Consider the following 24,522-nt stretch of genomic DNA (forward strand, 5'->3'; position numbering starts at 1 on the left):
GCCTGCGCCATCATCTGCCTGCGCTTCGTTAAACGGTATTGTTAGCCGCTCTAAGCGACGGGTTATGCGGCCGGACCGCGAAGAACCACCAGCAAGAAGCGGCTGGCAGCACAGTAGCCAAGCAAAGGAGCGTTGTTACGGCAACGGAAGCCGGCACGTCGCTAAGGCCAAACCCAGTCGAAGCACTAAGAAGTACGCCGATGCCAACCCCTAACGAAATGGCAACAGCCGAAGCACCGCCCAAGAAGCGCAGGAAGCGGAGCAGGCGAAACGAAAGAAGCAAAGCGCCGACCGCGTAGCAAACGGGAACAGCCGCGATGTATAGGAAAGGCATCGCGGCTAGGGCAAGACCAGCACCGCGATAGCCTGCGTCATCGGGCTCGCCAAGAGCGACACCACCGGATGGTGAAGCGAAGATTTCGGACAGCGCCATGAGCAACACAGGCAGCAATGCGACGGCGGCTGCCAGGAAGCTCGCAAGCATTGGATGAGGCTTAGATGGAGGCCGCATAACTAGATTTAGACGACATACAAAAATGCTAGTTGTTCTTACATAAATTAATCTATCCAAAATTACGAGAGTGAGCAATCGCAAGCAAGCATTTTAGGCAAACCTAAAATTTTTGAGATTGAGGCCTGTTATGAGCTGCCAAAGGCCTGTGATGGAATGACCAGTTGAATCCACAGCCGATATACGTCATTGATTAGCAGCCATTCTTTTCCGGCTTACCGTTGAGCCATGCCTGCAACCACGCACCCATCGATCCGTTATCCGGCCTTTAAAAGGAGGCTTTCCGCGCCGGATTTGCTTTTGACCAATGGAGTATTTCATAGTCTTTTCGCAAGCCCGCCGTGAAGAATGGATCGGTCCTGAGCAATGCGTCCAGTTCTTCCTTGCTTTGCGCGTCCGCTATCCAGAGTCCGCCTTTGGGCGTTTCGTTCAGTTCACGCCTGAGCGAGCCGCCCACGGGGATGACGGCCTGGTGTTCCTCCAGCCACGCCAGGTGGGCAGCCAGGTTCTGCGCGCGAACCTCGGCCATTCCAGGGAAATCATTGAACAGGACGGCAAACAGCATGCAGGCTCCAGTGATTGAGCCAGCAATTTTGCCTGGTGCTGGCTCAGCCGTGCAACCGCGCCTTTGCCTGCGCCAGCAATGGTTGGCATGGATCTGCCGGCGAGGGCCCTCGCCCCATGGTTCAGCCCCCGCCTTCAGTCCGCTCAGTTGGCCGCGAAACAGTACATGAGGCCGGCGCTGCCGCTCATCTTGAGTTGGTCGAGGCTGCAGCCGCGCGTGCCATGCGAGGCGTTCCAGGAAGCGTTGGCAACCGGGTCGGGGTTGGTGCCCTTGTGGTCGTGGTGTCCCACCATGGCGGAGCCGCCCTCGCTCCTGGTCCAATTGCCGCAGGTGGTGTCCTTGCCGGGCTCGGCCACGGCCAGCGTGCCGTCGGCGCGCGAGCCGGTGAGGATGTCGTGGCGGTTGACCGGATCACCAAAGCCCGAAACGACTTCGCCCTTCTCGGTCAGCGAGGTGTCCTTGCCGAGCTTGGCGTTGGCGCTGTGCAGGTCGGCCACGCTGGTGGCGACCACCACACCCTTGGCATTGGCCCAGGGGCCGCTGCCTATGCGGTCGCGCGCATTGACCGCCGGCTGGCCATTGAGCGCGGCGGTGCTCAGGTAGGCGCGCCAGGTCTTGTGGCCCGCCCCGGCGCTGGTCGCCAGCGACTGGCAGAAGCGATCGGCGCCGGCCAGGCCGCCGAGGTCGCCGCCCTTGCCCGGGTTGTCGCTGGTGATGAAGAAGCCCATGGCGTTGCCACTGGAGGGCGGCGTGACGCCGCAGGCAGCGACCAGGACAGCAGCTGCAACCGCGGTGCAGGCAGACAGAACAAAACGACGTGGCATGGAAAGACTCCCGAGCACTATGGAGTCCGTAGGCTACCGCAAGCTTGTGCCAGCGGCAATGCCGGCCACTCCCGATGCGGCCGCGTGCAAGGCGCAAACTTAGAATCGGGCCATGACGACCTGCATAGCCCCCAAGACCGAGCTCCACGCCTTTACCCCCTACACCGCGCTGGCCGCGCAACTGCTGCCGCATGCCATCGACACTGCAGCCGGCAGCGGCGACGGTGCGCATGACGCCGCCCATCTGCAGCGCGTCTGGCGCAGCGTGCAGGCACTGCAGGCGGTCGAAGGCGGCGATCTCGAGGCGCTGCTGGCCGCCACGCTGCTGCACGACTGCGTGAATGTGGAGAAGAACTCGCCATTGCGCGCCCAGGCCTCGCGGCTGTCGGCGCAAAAGGCCACGGGCGTGCTGGCCGGCCTGGGCTGGCCACAGGCGCGCATCGAGGTGGCCGCGCATGCGATCGAAGCGCACAGCCACAGCGCGGCAATTGCGCCGCGCAGCATCGAGGCGCGCATCCTGCAGGACGCCGACCGGCTCGACGCGATCGGCCTGATAGGCGCGGCGCGCTGCTTCTATGTCGGCGGGCGGCTGGGGCGCGCTCTGTACGAGCCGGCCGACCCGCGCGCCGGCCAGCGCCCGCTGGACGACACGCGCTACACCCTCGATCATTTCCAGACCAAACTTTTGCGCCTGGCCGAAGGCTTTCAGACCGCCGAGGGCGCGCGTCGCGCGGCGCTGCGCCAGCAGCGCCTGCGCGACTTCTATGAAGCGTTCCTGCAGGAGCTCGAGCAAGGCTGAAGAAGGCTTCTTTTTCTGCCTGCTGTGAAATGACTTTTAGTCATCTCTGGGCAACCAAGTGGAAAGACTGGACGGCGAAATTCCCCGCATCATTGGCCCAACTACCCAGAGGCCAGTCACACCATGAATTTCGAACTTTCCGAAGAACACCAGGCATTTGCCGACAGCGTCGCCCGTTTTGCCCAGGACAAGCTCGCGCCCGGCGCGCTTGAGCGTGCCCATGCCAAGCACTACCCCTGGGAGACCGCGCAGCTGCTGGCCGAGCAGGGCCTGCTGGGCATTGCGTTTCCCGAGGAAGACGGCGGCCAGGGCGGCACGCTGATGCACGCGGTGCTGGCGATACAGCAGATTGCCCTGGCCTGCCCCAAGAGCGCCGACATCGTGCAGGCCGGCAATTTCGGCCCTATCCGCACCTTTGTCGAGTACGCCACGCCCGAGCAGAAGCAGCGCTTTCTGCCCGATCTGCTGGCTGGAAAAAAGCTCATCTCTTTGGGCATGAGCGAGCCCGACGCGGGTTCGGCCGCCACCGAACTCAAGACCAGCGCCGTCGAAGACGGCGACAGCTATGTGATCAACGGCTCCAAGGTGTTCTCCACCCACAGCCCCGAAGCCGAGCTGTTTCTCATCTATGTGCGCTTTGGCCCCGGCGTCGGCGGCATCGGTTCGGTGCTGGTCGAGAAAGGCACGCCCGGCTTTGTCGTCGGCACGCCTTCGAACTTCATGAACGGCGAGCAATGGTCGCAGCTGTACTTCGAGGACTGCCGCATTCCCAAGGCCAATCTGCTGCTGGGCCCGGGCGGGTTCAAGAAGCAGATCTCGGGCTTCAATGTCGAGCGGCTGGGCAACTCGGCGCGCGCGCTGGCGCTGGGCCGCTATGCGTTCAACCAGGCGCGCGAGCATGCGCTGATTCGCAAGCAGTTCGGCCGCGAGCTGTGCGAGTTCCAGGGCCTGCAGTGGAAATTCGCCGAGATGTGGATGAAGCTCGAGCAGGCGCAGTTGCTGCTGTACAAGGCCGCGCTCGAAGGCGAGCATGGCCTGCCCAGCGCGCAGAGCACGGCCATGGCCAAGCTGGCCTGCAATCTCGCGGGCTGGGAAGCGTCCAATGAAGCCATGCAGGTGATGGGCGGAATGGGCTTCAGCCAGGAGGCGCTGGTCGAATACTGCGTGCGCCGCACCCGCGGCTGGATGATTGCCGGCGGCTCGATAGAGATGCTCAAGAACCGCATTGCCGAAGGCGTGTTCGGCCGCACGTTCTCCCAGCGTCCGGCCAAGGCCTGAACATGCACGCTGCGACCGCACCCGCCGCTCCCCTTTCCAACCAGAAGTCCTTCATGCCTCTTTCCTCCTCCGCCTCCATCTGCCAGGCGCTGCTCTACCCCAGGAGCATTGCGCTGGTCGGCGTGTCCGATGACGTGAACAAGACCGGCGGGCGGCCGCTGCAGTTCATGCGCCGCTCGGGCTTTGCGGGAACGATCTACCCGATCAACCCCAACCGCACCCAGGTGCAGGGCGAGAAAGCCTGGCCCAGTCTTGCCGCGCTGCCCGAAGTGCCCGAGCATGTGTTTGTGCTCTCGCCCACCGATTCGGTCGTGCCCACGGTGCAGGAATGCGCCGACCTGGGAGTGAAGCTGGTGACCATTCTGGCCAGCGGTTTCTCCGAGTCGGGCGCCGAAGGCGTGGCGCGCGAGGACGCGCTGCGCGCCATCGCGCGGCAATCGGGCATGCGCATACTGGGCCCGAGCAGCCTGGGCGTGGTCAATCCCGGCAACGGACTGATGCTCACCGCCAACGCGGCCTTTGCCGAGCCCGACATGCCCAAGGGCAATGTGTTTGTCGCCTCGCACAGCGGCAGCATGATTGGCGCGCTGGTCTCGCGCGGCAAGGCGCGCGGCGTGGGCTTTGCCGGCCTGGTCTCGGTGGGCAGCGAAGTCGATCTGAGCGTGGGCGAAATCTGCGCGGCCACGCTCGACGACCCCGCCATCCAGGGCTATGTGCTGTTTCTCGAAAGCCTGCGCCATGGCGACGCCATCCAGGCGTTTGCGCGCGCGGCCGCGAAACGCGGCAAGCCCGTGGTGGCCTACAAGCTGGGGCGCTCCAGCGCCGCCGCGGAAATGGCCGCGACGCATACCGGCGCGCTTGCCGGCGAAGACGATATTGCCGACGCATTTCTCAAGGACCTGGGCGTGGTGCGCGTGGAAATGCTGGAAACCCTGTTCGAGGTGTTTCCGCTGGCGCGCAAGATTCCACTGGTGCCAAAGACCGGCAAGCGCGTGGGCGTGGTCACCACCACCGGCGGCGGCGCGGCCATGGTGGTCGACCAGCTGGGCATTCGCGATGTCACGGTGCAACCGGTCTCGGCCGAAACGCTTGCCAGGCTCCAGGCCGCCAACATCCCGGGCAGCGCGGGCCGGGTGCTCGATCTGACGCTGGCCGGCACCAAGTACGAAGTCATGAAGAAAGCGCTAGACATCCTGCTCGAGGCGCCCGAGTTCGACATGGTGGTGGCCGTGGTGGGCTCGTCGGCGCGCTTCAACCCCGATCTGGCCGTCAAGCCCATCATCGACAGCGCCCACCACGCCAAGCCGCTGCTGGCAATGCTGGTGCCCGATGCGCCCCAGGCCCTGGCCCAGCTCACGCAGGCGCAGATTCCCTGCTTTCGCTCGCCCGAAGCCTGCGCCGATGCGATTGCCTCGGTGCTGGCCCGGCGCATTCCCGGCACGCCCGCCACGGTGCGCGCCAGCGCCGGCCAGGGCCAGGCGCTGAACGAAGCCCAGGCCTATGCGCTGCTCGACACGCTGCAGGTGCCGCATGCGCCCGCGGCAACCTTCGATATCGCCTCGCCGCCGGCCGCCCTGCCGTTCGACTACCCCGTCGTGGCCAAGGTCTGCTCGGCGCAGATTCCGCACAAGACCGAAGTCGGCGGCGTGGTGCTGGGCATAGAGAACGCGCAGCAACTCGCGCACGCCTTCGCCACCCTGCGCGCCAATCTCGCCGAGCGTGCGCCCGGCATTGCCTGCGACCAGGTGCTGGTCCAGCCCATGCGCCGCGGCCTGACCGAAGTGCTGGTCGGCTACCGCGTCGACGCCGATGCCGGCCCCATCATCATGCTGGCCGCGGGCGGCATCTGGGCCGAAGTGATGCGCGACCGCAGCATCCGCCTGGCGCCGGTCAGCGTGGCGACAGCGCGCGAGATGATTGGCGAAGTGAAGATGCTGCAGACCGTCTGCGGCCTGCGCGGCAAGCCCAGAGGCGACCTCGAGGCCCTGGCCCAGGCGATTGCCAATCTGTCGCAGCTTGCGCTGCGGCCCGAGCTGCGGGTCAGCGAAGCCGAAGTCAACCCGCTGATGGTCATGCCCGAAGGCCGGGGCGTGATGGCCGTGGACGCGCTGATAATGCAATATTGACCGAGACCCTTGCGCAGATGATTGCCTTCCCCCCCGATGAAATCCAGGCCGCGGCCGCGCTGATTGCCGACTGCGACCGCCGTGCCACCCACCATGTTCTTGACCTGGGCGGCTGTGAAACCCGCTGGCGCGTCTGGGGAAGCGGCACGCCGCTGGTGCTGATCCACGGCGGCCATGGCGCCTGGACGCACTGGATTCGCAACATCGAGGCGCTGGCGGCGCATTTCCGCGTGATCGTTCCCGACCTCGCGGGCTTTGGCGACTCCGCCGACTTCGCGGCCGCAGCGCATGCGCCCGAACGCCTGGAACTGCTGGTGGAAAGCCTGCGCCTGGGCGTGGAGCATCTCGCGCCCGAGGGCCCGCTGCACCTGGCGGGCTTCTCGTTTGGCGGCGCGGTGGCCGGCCTGCTCGCGCCGCGCCTGCCCCGGCTTGAGCGCCTGGCGCTGCTGGGCTGCGGCGGCCATGGCGGCGCGCGCCGCGACAAGCAGGCGCTGCACGACTGGCGCGCGCATGAAGGCGCGCAGCGCTGGCAGGCGCTGCTGCAGAACGTTGAAGCCTTCATGCTCGCCGGCCCGGCCGACGCGCTGGCGCTGCAGGTGCATGGCCAGGCCTGTGAGCGCACACGTTTTCGCAGCAAGGCGATTTCGCGCAGCCCGCTGCTGCTGCAGGCGCTGCAGGACTTCGACAAGCCCGTGCTGCTGGTCTGGGGCGAGGACGATGTCACCGCCATTCCGGCCGAAGCCGCGCAGGCGCTGAGCCAGCAGCGACCCGGACGCGACTGGACCATTCTTGCGGGCGCGGGCCACTGGGTGCAGTACGAGCGGCCCGAAGCCGTCAACACGCTGCTGGCCAGCTGGCTGCAGGCCGCGTAGAAGCGCTTCGCGGCCCCACGGGCGTCAGTCGCCCGGGCATTCCATCTCGCCCTGGCGCGGGTTGCTGCCCTGAACGCCCGGGCCGACGCCCGATGCGGGCAGTCCCATCGCCAGCTTCACCTCGGCATTGCCGTCCGGGCGCAGACCCTTGGCATCGTAGAGGTAGGCGTCGAAGTAGTTGGTCGCGTAGACCTGCGGCACACCGGCGCCGGCCAGGAACTTCTTGAGCTCGGGCATCTCGTCTTCCACATAGGGATAGTGCAGACCGTTGGTGATGTTGAAGCCGCCGCGCGCGCCGAAATGGTGGGGCATGAAGTATTTGACGTCGAACGCCGGCACCACCACGCGCGCCTGGTTCACCACACGCGATTCGGGGCCGCCTTGCCACACCTCGAAGCCATCGATGCCCGCGTCGCGCACGGCCTTCGAAAGATTGGAAAGCGGTGCGCCGCGATTGACACCATCCGTATCTATCTGGTCGGTCGTCAGATCCTTGCCGCCCGCGCCCGAATCGGTCACATACCAGGTCAGCGTCTTCTCGGAGGTCTTGGCCGTGAACAGGTAGCCGAAGGTTTCAATGCCGCCGCCGTTTTGCAGCAGACCGCAGCCTATGCTGTGCACCCAACGCACCACGCGCATGGTCACATGCTCGTTGAGCTGCACCTTCTCGCCGCCATACAGCGCGGTGCACTTCGCCGCGGCAATTCCATAGGCCACCGCTTCCTGGCACGCGGCCTTGGAGCCGTAATACTGGGCCTTGGTCTGCTTTGCCCATTCGGGTGTATCGACCGAATGGTCGCCATGCAGATGGCCCAGAAGAACGACGTCGACGTCCCCCTTGAGCTTGAGCGCATCATGCACCTTGGTGACCATTGCCGGGTTTGCGTCGCGCGCGGGATAGCCGACCGCGCCGTCAAGCAGTATGCCCAGCTCGCCCACCTGGTAGTGCCAGTTGGTGACGCCGAACCAGGTCATGCGCACATTCTTCGGCGAGGTGTCGACGACCGGCGGCTCGGCGACCACATCGCCATCACCGCCATCACCGCCACAGGCGATCACCAGGCAGGCGACGGCAAGCGCGCCCAGGCTGTATTTGTACTGAATTTTCAAGACTTGTCTCCTTGAGGGTTCCGGCGAGGAATTCGCCGGGACTGACCCAACGAAGATAGGCCGGCGCAGCTTTCATTGCGCTGTCAAAAATCGGCCCGGGCCACAAGGGTTTCCTCCGGACTGGCACAAGCGCCGCGCACTCTGGACAATGGCTTGGGCAACTGGGATCTATAACGGAATGGGCATGCAACTTTTACTGGCCGAAGATGAATCGGCGCTGGCCGACTGGCTGATGCGCACGCTCGCGCAAAGCGGCAATCAGGTCGACTGGGTGGCGGATGGCCGCCTCGTGCGCCGCGCCATGCGCGGCAATCGCTATGACGCGTTGATACTCGATCTGGGCCTTCCGGGCCTGGGCGGAGAAGAGGTGCTCGAACAACTGCGCGAAGCGCAGGATCCCGTTCCCATTCTTGTGCTCACGGCGCGCGATACGCTGGCGCAGAAAGTCGCGACATTGAGAGGCGGCGCCGACGACTTTCTTGCCAAGCCTTTCGAAGTCGAGGAACTGGAGGCTCGGCTGCTCGCCCTGCATCGCCGCGCCAAGGGCCGCGAGCCGACGAAGTACAGCTGCGGCAAACTGGTGTTCGACGTCGCGACCAAACGCTTTGACATAGGCTACGAGGCCCTGTCACTGACCTCGCGCGAACATGCCGTGCTGCGCACGCTCATTGAGCGCGTGGGCGAGCCGCTGACGAAGCGCGAGATGGTCGACCACGTGTTTCCCGAAAACCACGCCGTGCACCCCGAAGCCATCGAGGTCCTGATACACCGTCTGCGCAAGCGCCTCATGGACACCGGGGTACAGATCTCGACGCTCAGAGGACTGGGCTATGTGCTCGAGGCCCAGCCCTGAGCCAGCGCTTCACCAGTAACCCAGCACTTTCCACCATACGGTGCCGACCAGCGCGAACACCAGCAGCTCGAGCACGCACATCACGGCACCGACGCGCCACCAGTTGCCCAAGGTCACATAGCCGCTGCCGAAGATGATGGGCGAGGTGCCCGTCGCGTAGTGCGTGAGCGTCATCATGATGGCCGAGCCGGCCACCATCATCAGCATGAAAGGCACGACATACTCGGGAGGAATCAGCTGCGCGCCCACCGTGAGAAAGGCCAGCATCATCGCGCTGATGTGGGCCGTGGTGCTGGCAAACAGGTAGTGCGAGAACACGAAGGCCAGCACCAGCACGGCGGCGATCGGCAGCCAGCCCATGCCGCTGGCGACAATGGCGTCCTTCATGCCTATCGAGAACCAGGTGATCACGCCCAGCTTGTTCAACTGCTCGGCCAGCATCACCAGCGCGCCAAACCAGATCAAGGTGTCCCAGGCGCTTTTCTCCGACAACACGTCGTCCCAGTCGATGGTGCCGGTGATGATCAGGATGAACAGCCCCACGCAGGCAACCACCGTCGGGTCCAGCGTGAACGCGGCGCCGAACAGCATCGCCGGCACGTTGGCCCACAGCAGCAGCATCAGGCCGAACGTGGCCATCATGACCTTCTCGCTGCCCGAGAAGGGGCCCATCTTCTGCATCTCGGCGCGCGCATACACCACGGCATCGGGCGTGGCCTTCAGCGCCGGCGGCGACAGCAGATAGATCACCAGCGGCATCAGCAGCAGGCACACCAGGCCGGGCAGCAGCATGCACAGCGCCCAGGTGGTCCAGCTCAGATGGAAGCTCTGGTTCGTGGCCTTGGCGACGAAGTCCACCACCAGCGGATTGGGCGCCGTGGCCGTGAGGAACATCGCCGAGGTGATGGGGTTGGCGTGGTAGTTGACCAGCGCGAGATAAGTGCCCACCTTGGCTTGCGTGCCCTTGGCGGGATCGGAGTCGAAGGCGTTGGCAATGGACTTCATGATGGGATGCACGATGCCGCCGCCGCGCGCCGTATTGCTGGGCGTGAAAGGCGCCAGCACCAGCTCGCAGATCGTCAGCCCATAGCCTATGCCCAGCGTGCGCTTGCCGAGCATGGCAATGAACATCAGGCCTATGCGATTGCCCAGGCCGGTTTTCTTCAGGCCGCGCGAAATCAGGATGGCAATCACGATCAGCCAGATCAGCGGGCTGGAAAAGCTGCTCAAGGCGTCGGCGATCGCGCCTTTGGAGGAATTGGAAGTGACCTGGGACAGCGACACGATCACGATGGCCATCAGCGCCATCACGCCTATGGGCATGACCTTGAGAATGATGGCGACGATGGTCGTCAGGAAGATCGCCACCAGGCTCCAGGCCTTGGGCGTGAGCCCGTCGGGCGTGGGAATCAGCAGCAGGGCCACCAGGACCGCTGTCGCGGCCAGCGCGGGGATCAGCCGGAACGGCACTGCGCCCTCGAAATACCTGAACACTTTCACAATCGTCTTCCACATGGCCCCTGTCCTTCCGTCAATCGTTGCGGACCGCAAGAGGCCCATGGACCTGCAGCACCCGAGCGCGCTGCAGCAGCCGACAGTTTGCCCCGTCCGGCCAGGCCACCGGGTCAACGCAGCGCGCCCTCTTGACCTGCATCAATGCGCCGGCACCCGCGCGCGCACTATTGCACCGGCGAGGCCTGTTCCACGTAGGCGAGAAAATCGGCCTCCGACAGCGGCTTGGCAAAAAGAAAGCCCTGGAAGTGGCGGCAGCGCTTGCCCAGCAGGAAGGCATGCTGCTCCCTGGTTTCCACCCCTTCGGCGAGCACCTGCAGGCCCAGGCTTTCACCCAGCGAAATGATGGTCGCGACGATGGACGCATCGAAGCTGCTGCTGACCACATCGCGAATGAAGGACTGATCGATCTTGAGCTGATCGAGCGGCAGACGCTTGAGGTAATTCAGGGACGAATAGCCGGTGCCGAAATCGTCCAGCGAAAAATAAATGCCCATGGATTTGAGCGCGCCCATTTTCTTGGCGATATCGTCGGCATCCTGGGCAAAGATGCTCTCGGTGATTTCCAGTTCGAGCATCAGCGGATTGATCTGGCTGGACTCGATGATGGCCATGGTTTGCGCCAGGAAATCGGGATGCTGAAACTGCTTGGCACTGACATTGGCCGCCAGGCGCAGCTGCGACAGCTCGGGATCGCTGCTCCAGGAGTGCAGCGTCTCGCAGACGCGCTGCAATACCCATTGTCCGAGCTGAAAGATGAAGCCGCTTTTCTCGGCGATGTCGATGAACACCGATGGCGGGATCAGCCCCTTTTCCGGGTGCTTCCAGCGACACAGCGCTTCGGCGCCAGTGACCCGCCCGTGCATATCGACCTGCGGCTGCAGCATCAGAAAGAACTCGTCCGAATACAGCCCGACGCGCATGTCATGCTCTAGCTGCACGCGCTCGGCAATCACTTTCTGCAGTTGCCGGTCAAAGAACTTATAGGTATTGCGGCCGTCGTTCTTGGCGTGGAACATCGCCGAGTCGGCGCCGCTGACGATTTCATCGACCGACTTCTTGCTGCTGTCGAAGAAGGCAACGCCTATGCTTGAAGTAATGTAGTGCTCGCGCGAGGCAAACGACATCGGCGCGGAAATCTCGCGCAGAATGCGCTGGCAAATCCTTTCGGCAGTGGCTCTGGCCTGCTCGAGCTCCGTGCCCAGGCGGCTGAGCACCACGACCAGTTCATCGCCGCCGAATCGCGCCACCACATGTTGCGGCCCCACCGCCTGGCAGACGCGGTTCGCCACATGTTTGAGCACCGCGTCCCCGCATTGATGACCCCAATGGTCGTTGATGAGTTTCAGGTTGTCGATGTCTATCATCAGCACCGCGCCGAACCCGTTGAGCGCGCTGCTTTGCTCTATCAGCTGCGGCGCGACTTCCAGAAAGTTTCCGCGATTGGGCAGACCGGTCAGCACATCGAAATACGCCAGCTGGCGCACCTGCTGCTCGGCGCGCGTGCGCTCGGTGATGTCACGCGACAGCACGATGAAATTGGGCGGCATGCCGGCCATGCCCTGCTTGCGCGCGACCGAAAGCTCGAAGCAGCGCGTGCCCCCGCCCACATCCAGCTCGATGCGATTGCCCGTGCTGCGCCCCATCGCCTGCGCTTCGTGAATCGAGTCGTACAGCACTTTCGCGGCCTTGGAGGGCAGCACATCCCAGGCGGACTTGTTCAGCACGTCCGCGACCGGCATGTTCAGACTCGCCTGGTTGCTGGTTCTCACGGCAAGGTAGCGCGCATTGATATCCATCTCGAACAGCAGGTCGGGAATCGCGTCCAGCGTATCGTTGAGATCCGCGGTGATTCCGCGCAGATTGGCCGTCATCGCGATCGCCAATGCCTTGGCACGCTCGCGCGAGGTCAACAACAGAAAAAGAATGACCCCCAGGGAGAAACTCAGAAGAATGCCTATGGAAGCAATCCAGTGGTGCGTCGATGTCTGGTGCTGGGTGATGTAGCTTTCGGTGGGCGTGATTCCGAAATACCATTTTCTGCCGCCGAAATCGAGGTAATCCACCTTGGTGAATCTATTGTCGGCGACCGACTCGTCCTCGACCGTTGCGCCATCCAGGAAGCGGTGCGAAATCGCGGAAACATCGAGTGTTTCCCTTTCGTAGAAGACGAGCTGCAGGCCTGGCGCCAGGCTTTTGGCGATGGGTTGAAAAACATCGACCAGCCGAAAAGGCAGATCCACCCAGCCGCGCAGTACCTCGGCGCTAGGCGCTTCTCTTTTATCCGGCATGTAGACTGCCAGGTAAAGAACGAAACCCGCGACATTCTTGCCCGGCTCGTCCTGCACCAGCGTCAATTTCTGCGAGGCGATCAGATCTCCTGTTTCGATGGCCAGCGTCGCCGAGTTCCTGGCTTCCTGGACGGAGAAAATATCAAATCCTATGGATTTCTCATTACCCTGTTTGGGCTCCATGAAAATGATGGGCGCATACGACTGCCTCGCTCCAGCCGGATGGATACGATAGCCATCTTCGCCTTGCTCCCGACTCAACAGCTGCTGCGCACGCGCGGCCGCATCATCCCCGGAGAAAAACTTCGCGAAGCCAACGCCTTGCAGACCGGGAGAAATGGAGCGCAGATTCAAGGAATTCACAAAAATCTTGAACTCGCCCGAATTCACATATTCAGAACCGTCGATGAATCCCTTGACACTGCGCGCAATCAATTCAAAGCTGTTGAATTGATTGGCCAGAAGGTATTTTATGTGGCTGCTCTCCAGCATGATGGTGGAGCGCAGATCCTGGTTGGCCAACTGATTTCGCGACACCCAATAAAGCGCAGGGATAAGCGATGCCACCAGCGCCGCGAGCACAGCGACCGCGAGCGCCTTGGCATTGAAAGCGGGACGGGTTTCGAAGAAATCCCCTCGGGCATTCGTTTTATCAGGGCCCCATGGTCTGGAGCCTTCTGCGCGAGATTTCAATGGGGGCATCCTTCATGATCAGACGATAGTTGCATCGCACCCGGCATGAACAAAAATTCTTCGTGAAGCCCAATAGTACGGTAATCATTCATGTATACACCATCCAGTTAATGGCTTCTCGCTATCGGCATCTGGCTTCATGGCAGGCGATCCAATGGCCTGACAGGCGGCGTCTGCGGCGCGGCCCGGCTCAGCGTGCGGCGCGCAGCTCCACCAGTTCCTGGGCCCTAAGCGAAGTCATCTGCAGCCGGCATAGATTGGCCGACACGCGCGCGAGACTGCCGCCGTCCGGGTCATGGTAGAAGCTGCAATTGGCATCGCGGAACTGGATCCACAGCCGCTGTGCGGCCTGCAACTGCTTCTTGCGCTCGGGAATGAGATCGAACATCAGCGCTTGAAAGGCCGCATTGAGACGCCGGTCCTGGCGACCATGCTCGGCGCCCATGCATTCGAGCATGGGCAGCGTGACGCCGCCGGCCTTGTCCATGCATGCCGCATATTGCGGCGACAGCGCGGTGTCTTGGGCCAGCACGGGAAGGCAGCTGCTGGCGCCGGCCAGCGCCAGAAGGGCATAACGCAGAAATGACAGGATGGGGCGCATAGATGGTCTCGCTTTGATGGATATCCTACCCGCGCGCGACAATGGCATGGCGCAAGTTCGCTGCATCACGGCTGCGCCAGCACGGCGGCGTGCACTTCAACGCGGTTGCGTCCCAGGCGCTTGGCCTGGTAGAGCATTTCGTCGGCAGTCTTGAGCACGCGCGCAAGATCGGGCGTGCTGCCGGGCCAATGCGCAATGCCCACCGAGATGGTCACATGCGACGCCGGCGCCATGTCCGCCTGCTCGATCAGCAGACGCAGCCGCTGCGCGACCTGCTGCGCAACGTCAGGCGCGGTACGCGGCAGAAGAATCAGGAACTCCTCGCCGCCCACGCGGCAAAACACATCGCGCTCGCGCGCGCATTCGCGCATGTGCCGGGCCAGCTGCTGCAGCACCCGGTCGCCCGCCTCATGCCCGTAGGTGTCGTTGACGCGCTTGAAATGATCGACGTCGACGCTCATCACCGAGAACGGTGTATTTTCCCGCTCCCAGGTCTGCAGCGCCTGATCGAGCGTGCGCCGGTTGCCCAGGCCCGTCAGCGGATCCGTATGCGCATCGTGGCGCAAGCGGTTGATGTTCTTCTGCAGCAGTCCAATGCCCAGCAGCATGGCTTTCTTGAGCTCCGATGACTCGTAATACCAGGAATGCACGCGCTGGATTTCCTCGGCCGTCTCGGGTTGGTCCATGGTTCGGGCGCCGCTGGCCAATTGCTTGAGCGGGCGCGCGATCTGGCGCGCGCACCACCAGATGAACAACAGCGAAATGGCGGCCGCAGGCAGCGAATTGAGCAGCACCTGCAGCATCAGCGCATCCAGCGCCGCGAGCGTAGCCTCGCGCGGCCGCTGGGCGACTATGCCCCAGCCGCTCGCGGGAACGGTCGCATAGCCGGCGAGCATCTCGATGTGCTGGCTGTTGACGATCTGCTTCTTGCCCGAAATGCCCGCAATGACTTCATCGATCGCAGGGTTGCCTTGCACCGTGGTGCCCACGCGCTCGTTGAGCGGATGGTAGATCAGACGCCGGTGCTGATCGACCACATAGAGGTAGGAGCCGTCCTCGTAGAAGTGCGAGGCCAGCAGGCGGTTGAGGAAGTTCTCGTGCTTGAGATAGATCGTGCCGGCAATCGCGCCAAGGTAGTTGCCATGCGCGTCGTTCACGGGGTGAGAAATGAACACCACCAGGTTTCCGGCCGTCGAAAGATAGGGCTGGCTGATCAGCGGCCGGCGGCTGGAGATGGACTGGGTCGCGCCCAGCGTCTGCAACTGCATGCCCACCAGGTTCAGCGATTGTGGCGAGGTCGCCAGCACTTCGGCCCGGCTGTTGATGATGGCAATCGAGTTGAAGCTGTCGGTCTGCAGGAACAACCGCTCGGTCTCGGCAGCGAGAAATCGCTTGTCGTTGAAATTTCCGGCGACCACCAGCGCCGCATAGCCCAGTTGCTGCATCACCGAATCGAAGAAATCCTCGGTGCTGGCCGCGAGCTTGGTCGCATAGGCATGGTTGCGCTCGAGTGCGGCATCGATCAGTTGCTGGCGTTGTACCTGGTAGCTGGCGTAAAGCGTGTTGGCCAGTGAAATGAGCGCGCTTGCAATCGTCAGGGCAAGAATCAGGCGTCTCAGATCCATTTTGGCGATGGACTTGAAATTCATTGGCAATGACGTGATCGGATCGAAGGGAAGCAATTGAGCATGGGGTCGTGGCGCGGCTGTGGGCGCTGTCGGCTTGTCGGTCTGGGGCACGCAACGTGCATCCGTGCAGCCGCGATTGTGCGCGAAGTGCGCAGCGCTGCCGGCAAGGCGCAGCGCCATCTTTGCGCAGCCAGCGCGGGCGCCGGCACGGCCGCTTGCAGAGAGTCTCTTTGCTCATGACGCGCGACTCCAGCAAATCGGCCGGAACGCTCACCTGACATCAATCAATCGAGATATTCCAAGTCAATAGCATGAACCCTAGGAGTCATGCCAAAAGCTCATACCCGAAAGAATAAATATCCAAACCCCGGGCGCCCCATCCCGATAGATTCAATGCCAGATGCAAGGAGCAATGATGAAAATCGGATTTATTGGTCTGGGTCGTATGGGGTTCTCGCTGGCGCGGTCTCTGCTGAAGAACCAAAGCCAGGTGGTGGTGCATGACACCAACGCCGAGGTGATGCAGCAGCTGGAAAAGCAGGGAGCGGTCGTGGCGCACGATGTCGCCAGCCTGTGCCGGCAAGTCGACCTGGTGTTCACCATGCTGCCCGGCCCGCTCCAGGTCAAGGCCGTGGCGCTGGGAGACCAGGGCATCATCGCCCACCTCAAGCCCGGCGCGGTCTACATCGACATGAGCACCATCGATGTGGACACCGTCGATCTGCTGGCCGAGTCCTTTGCCCGCGCCGACATCGTGTTTGGCGACGCGCCCGTGGGCCGGCTGGCAATGCATGCCGATATCGGCGAGTCGCTGTTCATGCTGGGCATTGCCGAGCAGCAGCGCGCCCGGGTCGAGCCGGTTCTGTACCGCATGGGAACCACCATCCACCACTGCGGGCCGGCCGGCAGCGGCACGCGCACCAAGATCATCAACAACATGATGGTGCTGTGCTACTGCCAGATCAACTCCGAGGCGCTGGTGCTGGCCAAGTCGCTGGGGCTGGACATACAGAAGACTTTCGATGTGCTCACCAGCACCACGGCCAGCAACGGCCAGCTCAAGGAGAAATGGCCCAAGAAGGTGCTGGCCGGCGATCTCACGCCGGGCTTCGACATCACGCTGGGCTACAAGGACATTTCACTGGCCGCCAATGCCGGCGCGGCCCGCCAGATCGCGCTGCCGGTCTGCGACACCACGAAAAACATCTTCCGCATGGCCCTGGCCGCCGGCAAGTCGGGCCAGGACACCTCGTGCCTGACCGATTTCTGGGCCGAAGCCAACGCCATTGAAAAAATCCGACTCTGAGGAGACAGCATGCCCTTCCAACGCCGCTTCGCCCTGAAATATGCCGCCGCCCTGCTGGGCAGCACCGGTCTGCTGGCCGCGCCGCTGGCACTGGCCGCGGGCTACCCGACCAAGCCCGTCACCATCTACGTGGGCTTTGCCGCGGGCGGTCCCACCGATGTGGTGGCGCGCATCGTGGCCGACAAGCTGGGCCAGAAACTCGGCCAGAGCTTCATCATCGAGAACCGCGCGGGCGCCAGCGGCGCGGTTGCCGCGGCGCTGGTCAAGAAGGCACCGGCCGACGGCTACACCTTGATGATAGGCAGCAGCAGCACGCTGTCCATCCTGCCCCATGTGCAAAAGGGCTTGCAGTACGACGCGATCAAGGACTTCACGCCCATTGGTCTGGTCGCAAGCTACCCCTACTATCTCGTCGTTCCCGCGAGCTCGACCTTCAGGAAATACGATGACCTGATTGCCTACGGCCGGGAAAAGGACAAGCGCCTGAGCTATGCCTCGGCGGGCAATGGCGCCGTCAACCATCTCGCGGGCGAATGGTTCAAGAGCGAGACGCGCATCAACGCGCTGCATGTGCCCTACAAGGGCGACTCGGCCGCGGTCAGCGATCTGATTGCGGGCCGCGTCGACTTCGCGTTTCTCGCCGGCGTGGTGGCAATTCCCCAGGACGCTGCCGGCAAGATGCGCATTCTCGCCTCGGCCGGCTCCTCGCCCGACAAGAGCCTCAAGGGAACGCTGGTCATTGGCCAGGACAAGCTGCCCGGCTTCTCGGCCGAGCCCTGGAACGGGCTCATGGGCCCGGCCGGCATCGCGCCCGACATCGTGGCCCGGCTCAATACCGCGCTCAATGAAATCATGAACGCGCCCGACGTCAAGGCCAGGCTGCTGACGCTGGACCAGTACCCGTTCACGCGCACGCCCGAGCAGTTCAAGGCGCATATCCAGCAGCAGTCCGCGAACTGGGCCGCAATCATCAAGAGCGCCAACATCGTTCTCGAATAACACCATGAAATACTCCCAATTCATTGCCGGCGAATTCACGGACGGCAGCGCCTCGCAGCGCATCGAGGTGCTGTCGCCCTCGACGGGCCAATCGCTGGGCGACTACGCCATGGCGTCGGGCGACGATGTGCAGCGCGCGATTGCCGCCGCCGGCACGGCTTTCGCGCTCTGGAAGAACAGCGGCGCGCTGCAGCGCTCGGACCTGCTGCGCCGCATTGCCGATGAAATGCGCGCCGACCGCGACGCCATCGCGCACCAGATCAGCGCCGAGCTGGGCAAGCCCCAGGCCGAGGCGCAAAAGGAGGTCGATACCGCGGCCGAGATGTTCGAATGGTCGGCCGAGGAGGCGCGGCGCCTTTACGGCCGCGTGATTCCCGCGCGCTCGCCCGGCATACGCCAGACCGCGCAGTTCGAGCCCTGCGGCGTGGTCGCGGGCTTTTCCGGCTGGAATGCGCCGGCGATCACGCCCGCGCGCAAGATCAGCGCGGCGCTGGCCGCGGGCTGCACCATCGTCATCAAGCCTTCCGAGGAAACCGCGGGCGTGGCGCTGCTGCTGGCGCGGGCCGTGGCGCGCGCGGGCGCGCCGGCGGGCAGCGTGAACATGGTGTTTGGCGATCCGGCGCAGATTGCCGACCAGCTGTGCGCCTCGCCCGACATCGCGATGATCACCTTCACCGGCGGCACCGAAGTCGGCCGCCAGCTCGGTGCCAAGGCCGCCCAGGCAATGAAGCGCGCGACGCTGGAGCTCGGCGGCCATGCGCCGGTGATTGTCTGGAACGACGTCGACATCGCCCAGGTCGCGGCCAGCTGCGTTGCAACCAAGTACCGCAACGCCGGCCAGATCTGCACTTCGCCCACGCGTTTCCTGGTGCACGAAAGCATTTACGCCGACTTCTGCGCCAGGTTTGTCGAGCAGGCGCAAAAGCTGCGCCTGGGCGACCCGTTCGACGGCCGCACGCAGATGGGACCGCTCAAGAACCAGCGCCGGCGCGCCGCCATCGAGCGGCTGGTGGCCAATGCGCAGGAATCGGGCGCGCAGCTGCTGACGGGCGGCAAGGCCCTGTCCGGCCCCGGCTTCTTCTATGAACCCACGGTGCTGGCCCTGCGCGACCTGCGCGCCGACGCCGCGCATGTAGAGCCTTTCGGGCCGGTCGCGCTGCTGATGCCGGTGAAGGACGCCGACGAGGCGCTGCGCGAAGCCAACCGCCTGCCGTTCGGCCTGGCCGCCTATGCGTTCACGCAGAACATGCAGCTGGCCCACCGCTTTGCCAACGAGATCGAGAGCGGCGTGGTCTGCATCAACGAACTGCAGGCCTCGCTGCCCGAGACGCCGTTTGGCGGCTACAAGGACAGCGGTCTGGGCTCGGAAGGCGGCATCGAAGGCCTGCGCGAATTCCTCAAAGTGAAGTGCGTGCGCCAGGGAGGTCTGGCATGAGCACGACCCTGGGCTTCATAGGCGTGGGCGTGATGGGCGCGGGCATGTGCCGCAACCTGGCGCAAAAATCGGGCTGCACGGTGCTGGCCGCCGATCTGGACATGGGCAATGTGCGGGCGCTGGCCGCCGACGGCGTGGTCGCGAGCAGCATCGAGGAGATCGCGCGCCGCGCCGACATCGTGTTCCTGTCGCTGCCGGCGATTGCCCAGGTGGAGGCGGTCTGCACCGGGCCCGGCGGCCTGCTGGCCCACGCCAAGGCCTTGCACACCATTGTCGACATGAGCACCAGCGATGTCGCGCGCACGCGGGCGCTGGCCGGGCAGCTGCAGGCGCGCGGCATGGCGCTGGTCGATGCACCGGTGGCGCGCAGCCGCGAGGCCGCGCAAAAAGGCACGCTGCTGATCACCGTGGGCGCCAGCGAGGCGCAGTTCGCGGCGCTGCAGCCGCACCTGGCCTGCATGGGCAGCGACGTGCTGCACTGCGGCCCCACGGGCGCGGGCCAGGTGGTCAAGATCATGAACAACATGGTGCTGATCAACACCGTGCATGCGCTGGCCCAGGCCTGCGCGATTGCCGAGCGCGCCGGAGTCGCCAAGGACTTGCTGAGCCAGGCGCTGGGCCTGGGCTCGGCGGCATCGTTCGCGCTGCAGCTCACCGGCAGCCAATATCTGGCCAAGGACGTCTTTCCGGAAAAGATGTTTTCCGCGGCCTATGCGCACAAGGATTTGCAGCTCGCGCTGGCGCTGTCGCGCAACGTGGGACTGGACGACGGCCTGACCGAATGCACGGCGCGCCAGCTGCAGCAATCCATGGACCGTGGTTATGCGCAGAACTATTACCCGGTGATGTACCGCGTGATTTCAGACCAGGGGAAAAAACCATGAACCCACTACCTGTGCTTGATGAATGGCTGGTGCACCGCGGGCGCTTTGTGAATCTCGTCTTCATGCTGCAAAGCGGTGAAAAGGAATGGCTGATCAGGATTCGCGATGGCGCGATTGACAGCCTTCAGGCCGGCCCGTTCGTCATGCCGCGCTGGACGTTTCGCCTGGCCGCCGGCAGCGACGCCTGGCAAAAACATTACGCCGCCACGCCCACGCCCGGTTATCACGACCTGATGGCGATGTGCAAGTTCCAGCATTTGCGCATCGAAGGCGACCAGCACGGCTTCATGTGCAACCTGCTGTATTTCAAGGATTTGATCAAGGCGCTTTCGGGAGTCGTGCAATGAGCCATATCGAGAAAATCTCCGGCGGCTATGTGCATTTCGACATACAGGGCCAAAGCCACCGCGTCTATTTTGAAAGCGCGGGCACGGGGCCGGTGCTGCTGTGCCTGCACACCGCGGGCAGCGATAGCCGCCAGTACCGCGGCATTCTCAATTGCACCGCCATCACCGAGCGCTTCCAGGTGGTCTGCTTCGACCTGCCCTACCACGGCAAATCGTCGCCGCCCGCAGGCTGGCAGCAGCGTGAGTACCAGCTGACATCGCAGCTCTATGTGGACACCATCATCGGCTTCATGCAGGCCATGGACATCGAACGCCCGCTGGCCATGGGCTGCTCGATAGGCGGGCGCGTGGTGCTGCACCTGGCGCTGCAGCATCCCGAGAAGTTCCGCGGCCTCATAGGCCTGCAGTCGGGCGCGCATGTGAACCCTTACTACAACCTCGAATGGCTGCACCGGCCGGACGTGCATGGCGGCGAAGTCTGCGCCGGCATCGTCTCCGGGCTGATAGGCCCGCACGCGGCCGAAGCCGAGCGCTGGGAAACGCTGTGGCATTACATGCAGGGCGGGCCAGGAGTATTCAAAGGCGATCTGCATTTCTACAAAGCGCAAGGCGATCTGCGCGCCCTGGCCCACCAGATCGACACGCGCAAATGCCCGCTGCATCTGCTCACCGGCGAATTCGATTATTCGTGCACCCCCGACGACTCGCGCGATCTGGCGCAGATGATTGCCGGCGCGCATTTGAAGATCATGCCCGGGCTGGGCCATTTCCCCATGAGCGAGGCGCCCGAGGAATTCATCGCCCACCTGCTGCACGTGCTGCAGAAATTTCATTGACAAGCCTGAAACCACAATGGAGACAAGAATGAAATTCAAACGTCATACCGCGGTATTTCTCGGCGTCCTCGCGCTGGCCTGCGGCGCCCAGGCCCAAGGCAGCGGCGCGAAGATCTCCGACGGCGTGGTGCGCATAGGCGTGCTCACCGATATCAGCGGGCCGTTCATGGACAACGTCGGCCGCGGCTCGATTGCCGCCACCGAAATCGCCATCGAGGAGTTTGGCGGCAAGGTGCTGGGATATCCCATTGAAATGGTGTCGGCCGACCACCAGAACAAGGCCGATATTGCCTCGACCAAGACGCGAGAATGGTTTGACCGCGACAAGGTCGATACCGTGACCGAGCTGGGCAACAGCGCGGTGGCGCTGGCCGCAATGCGCATTGCCCAGGAAAAGAACCGCATGTCCATGGTCACCGGCGCGGGCGCGGTGCGCATCAGCGACGAGGACTGCACGGCCAACAACGTGCACTGGGTCTACGACACCTATGCGCTGGCCAACGTCGGCACCAGGTCGCTGGTCAAGCGCGGCGTCAAGACCTGGTACTACCTGACGGCCGACTACGCTTTCGGCCATTCGCTCGAAGCCGACGGCAGGAAGTTCATCGAGGAGGCCGGCGGCCAGGTGCTGGGCGCCTCGCGCTATCCGTTCCCGGGCAACGACTTCGCCTCCTACATCCTCAAGGCCAAGGAAAGCAAGGCCAATGCGGTGGCGATTGCCACCGCCGGGCTGGATCTGCAGAACGCGATCAAGCAGGGCCGGGAATTCGGCCTGGGCGCGGGCGGGCAGGCCAGCGTCGCGCTGCTGATGAGCATCATGGACGTGCACGGCCTGGGCCTGAGGAACGCCGGCGGCATGATGTTTGCCGAGACCTTCTACTGGGATCTGGACGATGCCTCGCGCCAGTTTGCCGAGCGCTTCTTCAAGAAGATGAAGAAGATGCCCACGGCGCTGCAGGCCGGCCAGTATTCGGCGGTGCGCACCTATCTCAAGGCCGTCGAGCAGGCGCGCAGCGACGAAGTGGGCGCGGTGATCCAGGCGATGAAGGGCATGCAGATCAACGATGCCTTTGCCAGGAACGGCGTGCTGCGCGCCGACGGCAAGATGGTGCACGACATGTACCTGGTCCAGGTCAAGACGCCGGCCGAATCCAAGAAGCCCTGGGACTACTACAAGATCGTCGAGACCGTGGCCGGCAAGGACGCCTTTGCCGGCCTGAGCGACAGCAAGTGTTCGCTGGTCAGGAAGTAGGCCGCGCCATGCCGGCCTACGAGGTGTATGCGATCAAGTACGCGTCGGTGGACCGGCCGCGCCAGAGCAACTTTCTGGCGCCGGCCGGCGGCGATCCCGCGGCGCCCATGGCGCTGGACTTCTTTGTCTGGCTCGTCCGGGGCCATGGCCAGCTGCTGCTGGTGGACACCGGCTTCAGCCAGGTCTCGGCGCTGGCGCGCCAGCGCAGCTTCCTGCTGTCGCCGGTCGAATCGCTGCAGCGGCTGGGCGTGCAAGCCGGCGATATCCGGGACATCGCCATCACCCATCTGCATTACGACCATGCGGGCAATGTGCACCTGTTCCCGAACGCGCGCATCTGGCTGCAGCAGCGCGAGATGGCGTATGCGACCGGCCAATGCATGTGCGATGCCAGGCAAAACCACTTCTTCGCGCTGGACGACATAGCCGTGGTGCTCAAGCGCCTGTATGCAGGCGATGTGCGCCTGATCGACGGCGAGCATGCGTTTGCGCCCGGCATCGACCTGCACCGCGTGGGCGGGCATACCGACGGCCTGCAGGTGGTGGCGGTGACGACGGCCAAAGGCCGGGTGGTGCTGGCGTCCGACGCCGCGCACTATTACGAGAACCTGCAGCAGCGCAACCCGTTTCCCGCCATCCACAGCCGCGCGGACATGATGGCCGGCTATGACCGCATCGAGGCCCTGGCCGGCAGCGCCGACCTGATCGTTCCCGGCCATGATCCGCTGGTCTGCGAACGCTTCGAGCGCGTGCCCGCGCCGGGCGCGCATATCTACCGCATTGCCTGAGGCCGGGCGCGCGCCAGGGCCAGGCTCAGCAGCAGGGCCAGTCCGGCCAGGCCGCCCGCAAGCCACAGCGTGGCCGGCAGGCCCGCCGCATCGACCACGCGGCCGCCCGCCCAGGCGCCCAGCGCAATGCCCACATTGAACACCGCCACGTACAGGGCGCCGGCGATCTCCACGGCGCGCGGCGCGGCCTGCATCATCCAGGTCATCAGGCCCACCGAGACCCCGCCATAGGCCAGGCCCCAGAGCAGCAGCGCCGCACCCGCGCCCGCATGCGAGTCGGCCAGGGCCAGGAACAGCCAGGGGGCCAGCAGGCCCAGCGCAATCGCCGTGACGGTGGCCGCGCTGCGCCGCGCGGCGCTGATGCCCGCCAGGAAATTGCCGGCCAGGCCCGCAACGCCATAGGCCAGCAGCAGGCCGCCCAGCCATTGCGCGTCGAACCGCGCCACCGACAGCAGCAGCGGGCGCACAAAGGTGAAGGCCATGAAATGCCCGGCCACCAGCAGCAGCGTCAGCGCCAGCCCGGCCTGCAGCCGGCGGTTGGCCAGCTGTTCGCCGAAGTGGCGCAGACGCGCCGAGCCGGTGGCCGGCAGCGGCGGCACAACGGCCAGGTGCAGCGCCAGCACCAGGGCGCTGAGCAAGGCCATGCCGGCAAAGGCCCAGCGCCAGCCCGCAAGATCGCCGACCAGCGCGCCCAGCGGCACGCCCAGCACCGACGCCGCCGCGACGCCGCCAAAGATGATGGAGGTGGCCAGGCCGACCGCAGGGCCGGGCACCAGCCGCGCCGCGAGGCCGCCGGCAATGGCCCAGATTCCGCCCATGCAAAAGCCCACCAGCACGCGCGCCGCCAGCATCCAGCCCAGGCCCGGCGCAAGCGCCGAAGCCAGGTTGGCAATCACCAGCAGGCCCAACAGGCCGCCGAGAATCCGGCGCCGGTCCATGGCGCGCGCGGCAATCACCACCAGCGGCGCGAACAGCGCGGCCAGCAGGGCGGGCAGCGAGATCAGCAGGCCGG

At 64.3% G+C, this 24,522-nt stretch carries 22 protein-coding genes; 13 read left to right on the forward strand and 9 right to left on the reverse strand.

Annotated elements, in window-relative coordinates:
- Positions 1-28 precede the first annotated feature (28 nt).
- From RR928_RS16555 to RR928_RS16565, 3 genes are all read right to left on the reverse strand, one after another.
- Positions 29-484, reverse strand: coding sequence for a hypothetical protein (locus tag RR928_RS16555; RefSeq protein WP_332683384.1), 456 nt, complete (start codon positions 482-484; stop codon positions 29-31).
- Positions 485-779: 295 nt separating this feature from the next.
- Positions 780-1,076 (reverse strand): YciI family protein, encoded by a 297-nt coding sequence (locus tag RR928_RS16560; RefSeq protein ID WP_332538593.1) that lies wholly within the window; start codon positions 1,074-1,076, stop codon positions 780-782.
- Positions 1,077-1,219: 143 nt separating this feature from the next.
- Positions 1,220-1,900, reverse strand: a complete 681-nt coding sequence (locus tag RR928_RS16565; protein WP_332538594.1) for a hypothetical protein — start codon at positions 1,898-1,900, stop codon at positions 1,220-1,222.
- Positions 1,901-2,012: 112 nt separating this feature from the next.
- Between RR928_RS16565 and RR928_RS16570 the strand changes: the two genes are divergently transcribed.
- The 4 genes from RR928_RS16570 (at position 2,013) to RR928_RS16585 (ending at position 6,975) form a co-directional block, all read left to right on the forward strand.
- Positions 2,013-2,699 (forward strand): HD domain-containing protein, encoded by a 687-nt coding sequence (locus tag RR928_RS16570; RefSeq protein WP_332683386.1) that lies wholly within the window; start codon positions 2,013-2,015, stop codon positions 2,697-2,699.
- Between the two features lie 123 nt (positions 2,700-2,822).
- On the forward strand, positions 2,823-3,977 hold the full coding sequence (locus tag RR928_RS16575; protein WP_332538596.1) for an acyl-CoA dehydrogenase family protein: 1,155 nt from the start codon (positions 2,823-2,825) through the stop codon (positions 3,975-3,977).
- A gap of 53 nt (positions 3,978-4,030) precedes the next feature.
- The gene (locus RR928_RS16580; RefSeq protein WP_332538597.1) at positions 4,031-6,103 is read left to right on the forward strand and encodes an acetate--CoA ligase family protein; all 2,073 of its coding nucleotides are present in this window, start codon (positions 4,031-4,033) and stop codon (positions 6,101-6,103) included.
- On the forward strand, positions 6,100-6,975 hold the full coding sequence (locus RR928_RS16585) for an alpha/beta fold hydrolase (protein WP_332538599.1): 876 nt from the start codon (positions 6,100-6,102) through the stop codon (positions 6,973-6,975). The genes RR928_RS16580 and RR928_RS16585 overlap by 4 nt, the downstream gene beginning before the upstream one ends.
- Positions 6,976-6,999: 24 nt before the next feature.
- Here RR928_RS16585 and RR928_RS16590 read toward each other — a convergent pair whose 3' ends face one another.
- Positions 7,000-8,085 carry an MBL fold metallo-hydrolase gene (locus RR928_RS16590; RefSeq protein ID WP_332683389.1) on the reverse strand — a complete coding sequence of 362 codons (1,086 nt, stop codon included), beginning with the start codon at positions 8,083-8,085 and terminating at the stop codon, positions 7,000-7,002.
- A 184-nt stretch (positions 8,086-8,269) separates the two neighbouring features.
- Between RR928_RS16590 and RR928_RS16595 the strand changes: the two genes are divergently transcribed.
- A complete protein-coding gene (locus RR928_RS16595; RefSeq protein ID WP_332538601.1) occupies positions 8,270-8,938 on the forward strand; it encodes a response regulator in 669 nt (222 codons plus the stop codon).
- 9 nt (positions 8,939-8,947) lie between these two features.
- Here the strand turns inward: RR928_RS16595 and RR928_RS16600 are convergent, their stop codons facing one another.
- From RR928_RS16600 to RR928_RS16615, 4 genes are all read right to left on the reverse strand, one after another.
- On the reverse strand, positions 8,948-10,453 hold the full coding sequence (locus RR928_RS16600; protein ID WP_332683391.1) for a DASS family sodium-coupled anion symporter: 1,506 nt from the start codon (positions 10,451-10,453) through the stop codon (positions 8,948-8,950).
- Between the two features lie 164 nt (positions 10,454-10,617).
- Positions 10,618-13,443: a bifunctional diguanylate cyclase/phosphodiesterase gene (locus RR928_RS16605; RefSeq protein ID WP_332538603.1), complete on the reverse strand. Its 2,826-nt coding sequence runs from the start codon at positions 13,441-13,443 to the stop codon at positions 10,618-10,620.
- Between the two features lie 181 nt (positions 13,444-13,624).
- Complete coding sequence (locus RR928_RS16610) at positions 13,625-14,035, reverse strand: lysozyme inhibitor LprI family protein (RefSeq protein WP_332538604.1); 411 nt, start codon at positions 14,033-14,035, stop codon at positions 13,625-13,627.
- Positions 14,036-14,100: 65 nt separating this feature from the next.
- Positions 14,101-15,660: a sensor domain-containing diguanylate cyclase gene (locus tag RR928_RS16615; protein ID WP_332548940.1), complete on the reverse strand. Its 1,560-nt coding sequence runs from the start codon at positions 15,658-15,660 to the stop codon at positions 14,101-14,103.
- 418 nt (positions 15,661-16,078) lie between these two features.
- Here RR928_RS16615 and RR928_RS16620 point away from each other — a divergent pair, with 418 nt between their 5' ends.
- Genes RR928_RS16620 through RR928_RS16655 form a run of 8 tightly spaced genes read left to right on the forward strand, consistent with a single transcriptional unit; the run spans position 16,079 to position 23,510 of the window.
- Positions 16,079-16,969, forward strand: coding sequence for an NAD(P)-dependent oxidoreductase (locus RR928_RS16620; protein ID WP_332538606.1), 891 nt, complete (start codon positions 16,079-16,081; stop codon positions 16,967-16,969).
- 9 nt (positions 16,970-16,978) lie between these two features.
- Positions 16,979-17,968: a Bug family tripartite tricarboxylate transporter substrate binding protein gene (locus RR928_RS16625; RefSeq protein ID WP_332538607.1), complete on the forward strand. Its 990-nt coding sequence runs from the start codon at positions 16,979-16,981 to the stop codon at positions 17,966-17,968.
- A gap of 4 nt (positions 17,969-17,972) precedes the next feature.
- A complete protein-coding gene (locus RR928_RS16630; RefSeq protein ID WP_332538608.1) occupies positions 17,973-19,403 on the forward strand; it encodes an NAD-dependent succinate-semialdehyde dehydrogenase in 1,431 nt (476 codons plus the stop codon).
- A complete protein-coding gene (locus RR928_RS16635) occupies positions 19,400-20,287 on the forward strand; it encodes an NAD(P)-dependent oxidoreductase (protein WP_332548936.1) in 888 nt (295 codons plus the stop codon). The genes RR928_RS16630 and RR928_RS16635 overlap by 4 nt, the downstream gene beginning before the upstream one ends.
- A complete protein-coding gene (locus RR928_RS16640) occupies positions 20,284-20,634 on the forward strand; it encodes a hypothetical protein (RefSeq protein WP_332548934.1) in 351 nt (116 codons plus the stop codon). The genes RR928_RS16635 and RR928_RS16640 overlap by 4 nt, the downstream gene beginning before the upstream one ends.
- Complete coding sequence (locus RR928_RS16645; RefSeq protein ID WP_332538612.1) at positions 20,631-21,470, forward strand: alpha/beta fold hydrolase; 840 nt, start codon at positions 20,631-20,633, stop codon at positions 21,468-21,470. Before RR928_RS16640 ends, RR928_RS16645 begins: the two co-directional genes overlap by 4 nt.
- A 28-nt stretch (positions 21,471-21,498) precedes the next feature.
- Complete coding sequence (locus RR928_RS16650; RefSeq protein WP_332538613.1) at positions 21,499-22,722, forward strand: ABC transporter substrate-binding protein; 1,224 nt, start codon at positions 21,499-21,501, stop codon at positions 22,720-22,722.
- Between the two features lie 8 nt (positions 22,723-22,730).
- Entirely contained in the window at positions 22,731-23,510 is a 780-nt protein-coding gene (locus tag RR928_RS16655) for an N-acyl homoserine lactonase family protein (RefSeq protein WP_332548931.1), read from the forward strand.
- Here the strand turns inward: RR928_RS16655 and RR928_RS16660 are convergent.
- A partial coding sequence (locus RR928_RS16660; protein ID WP_332683396.1) for an MFS transporter occupies positions 23,495-24,522 on the reverse strand: 1,028 nt, incomplete at its 5' end. The two genes, RR928_RS16655 and RR928_RS16660, sit on opposite strands and share 16 nt — an antisense overlap.

The sequence above is a fragment of the Comamonas sp. genome (assembly GCF_036666375.1).
In the GTDB taxonomy this organism is placed as follows: domain Bacteria; phylum Pseudomonadota; class Gammaproteobacteria; order Burkholderiales; family Burkholderiaceae_C; genus Comamonas.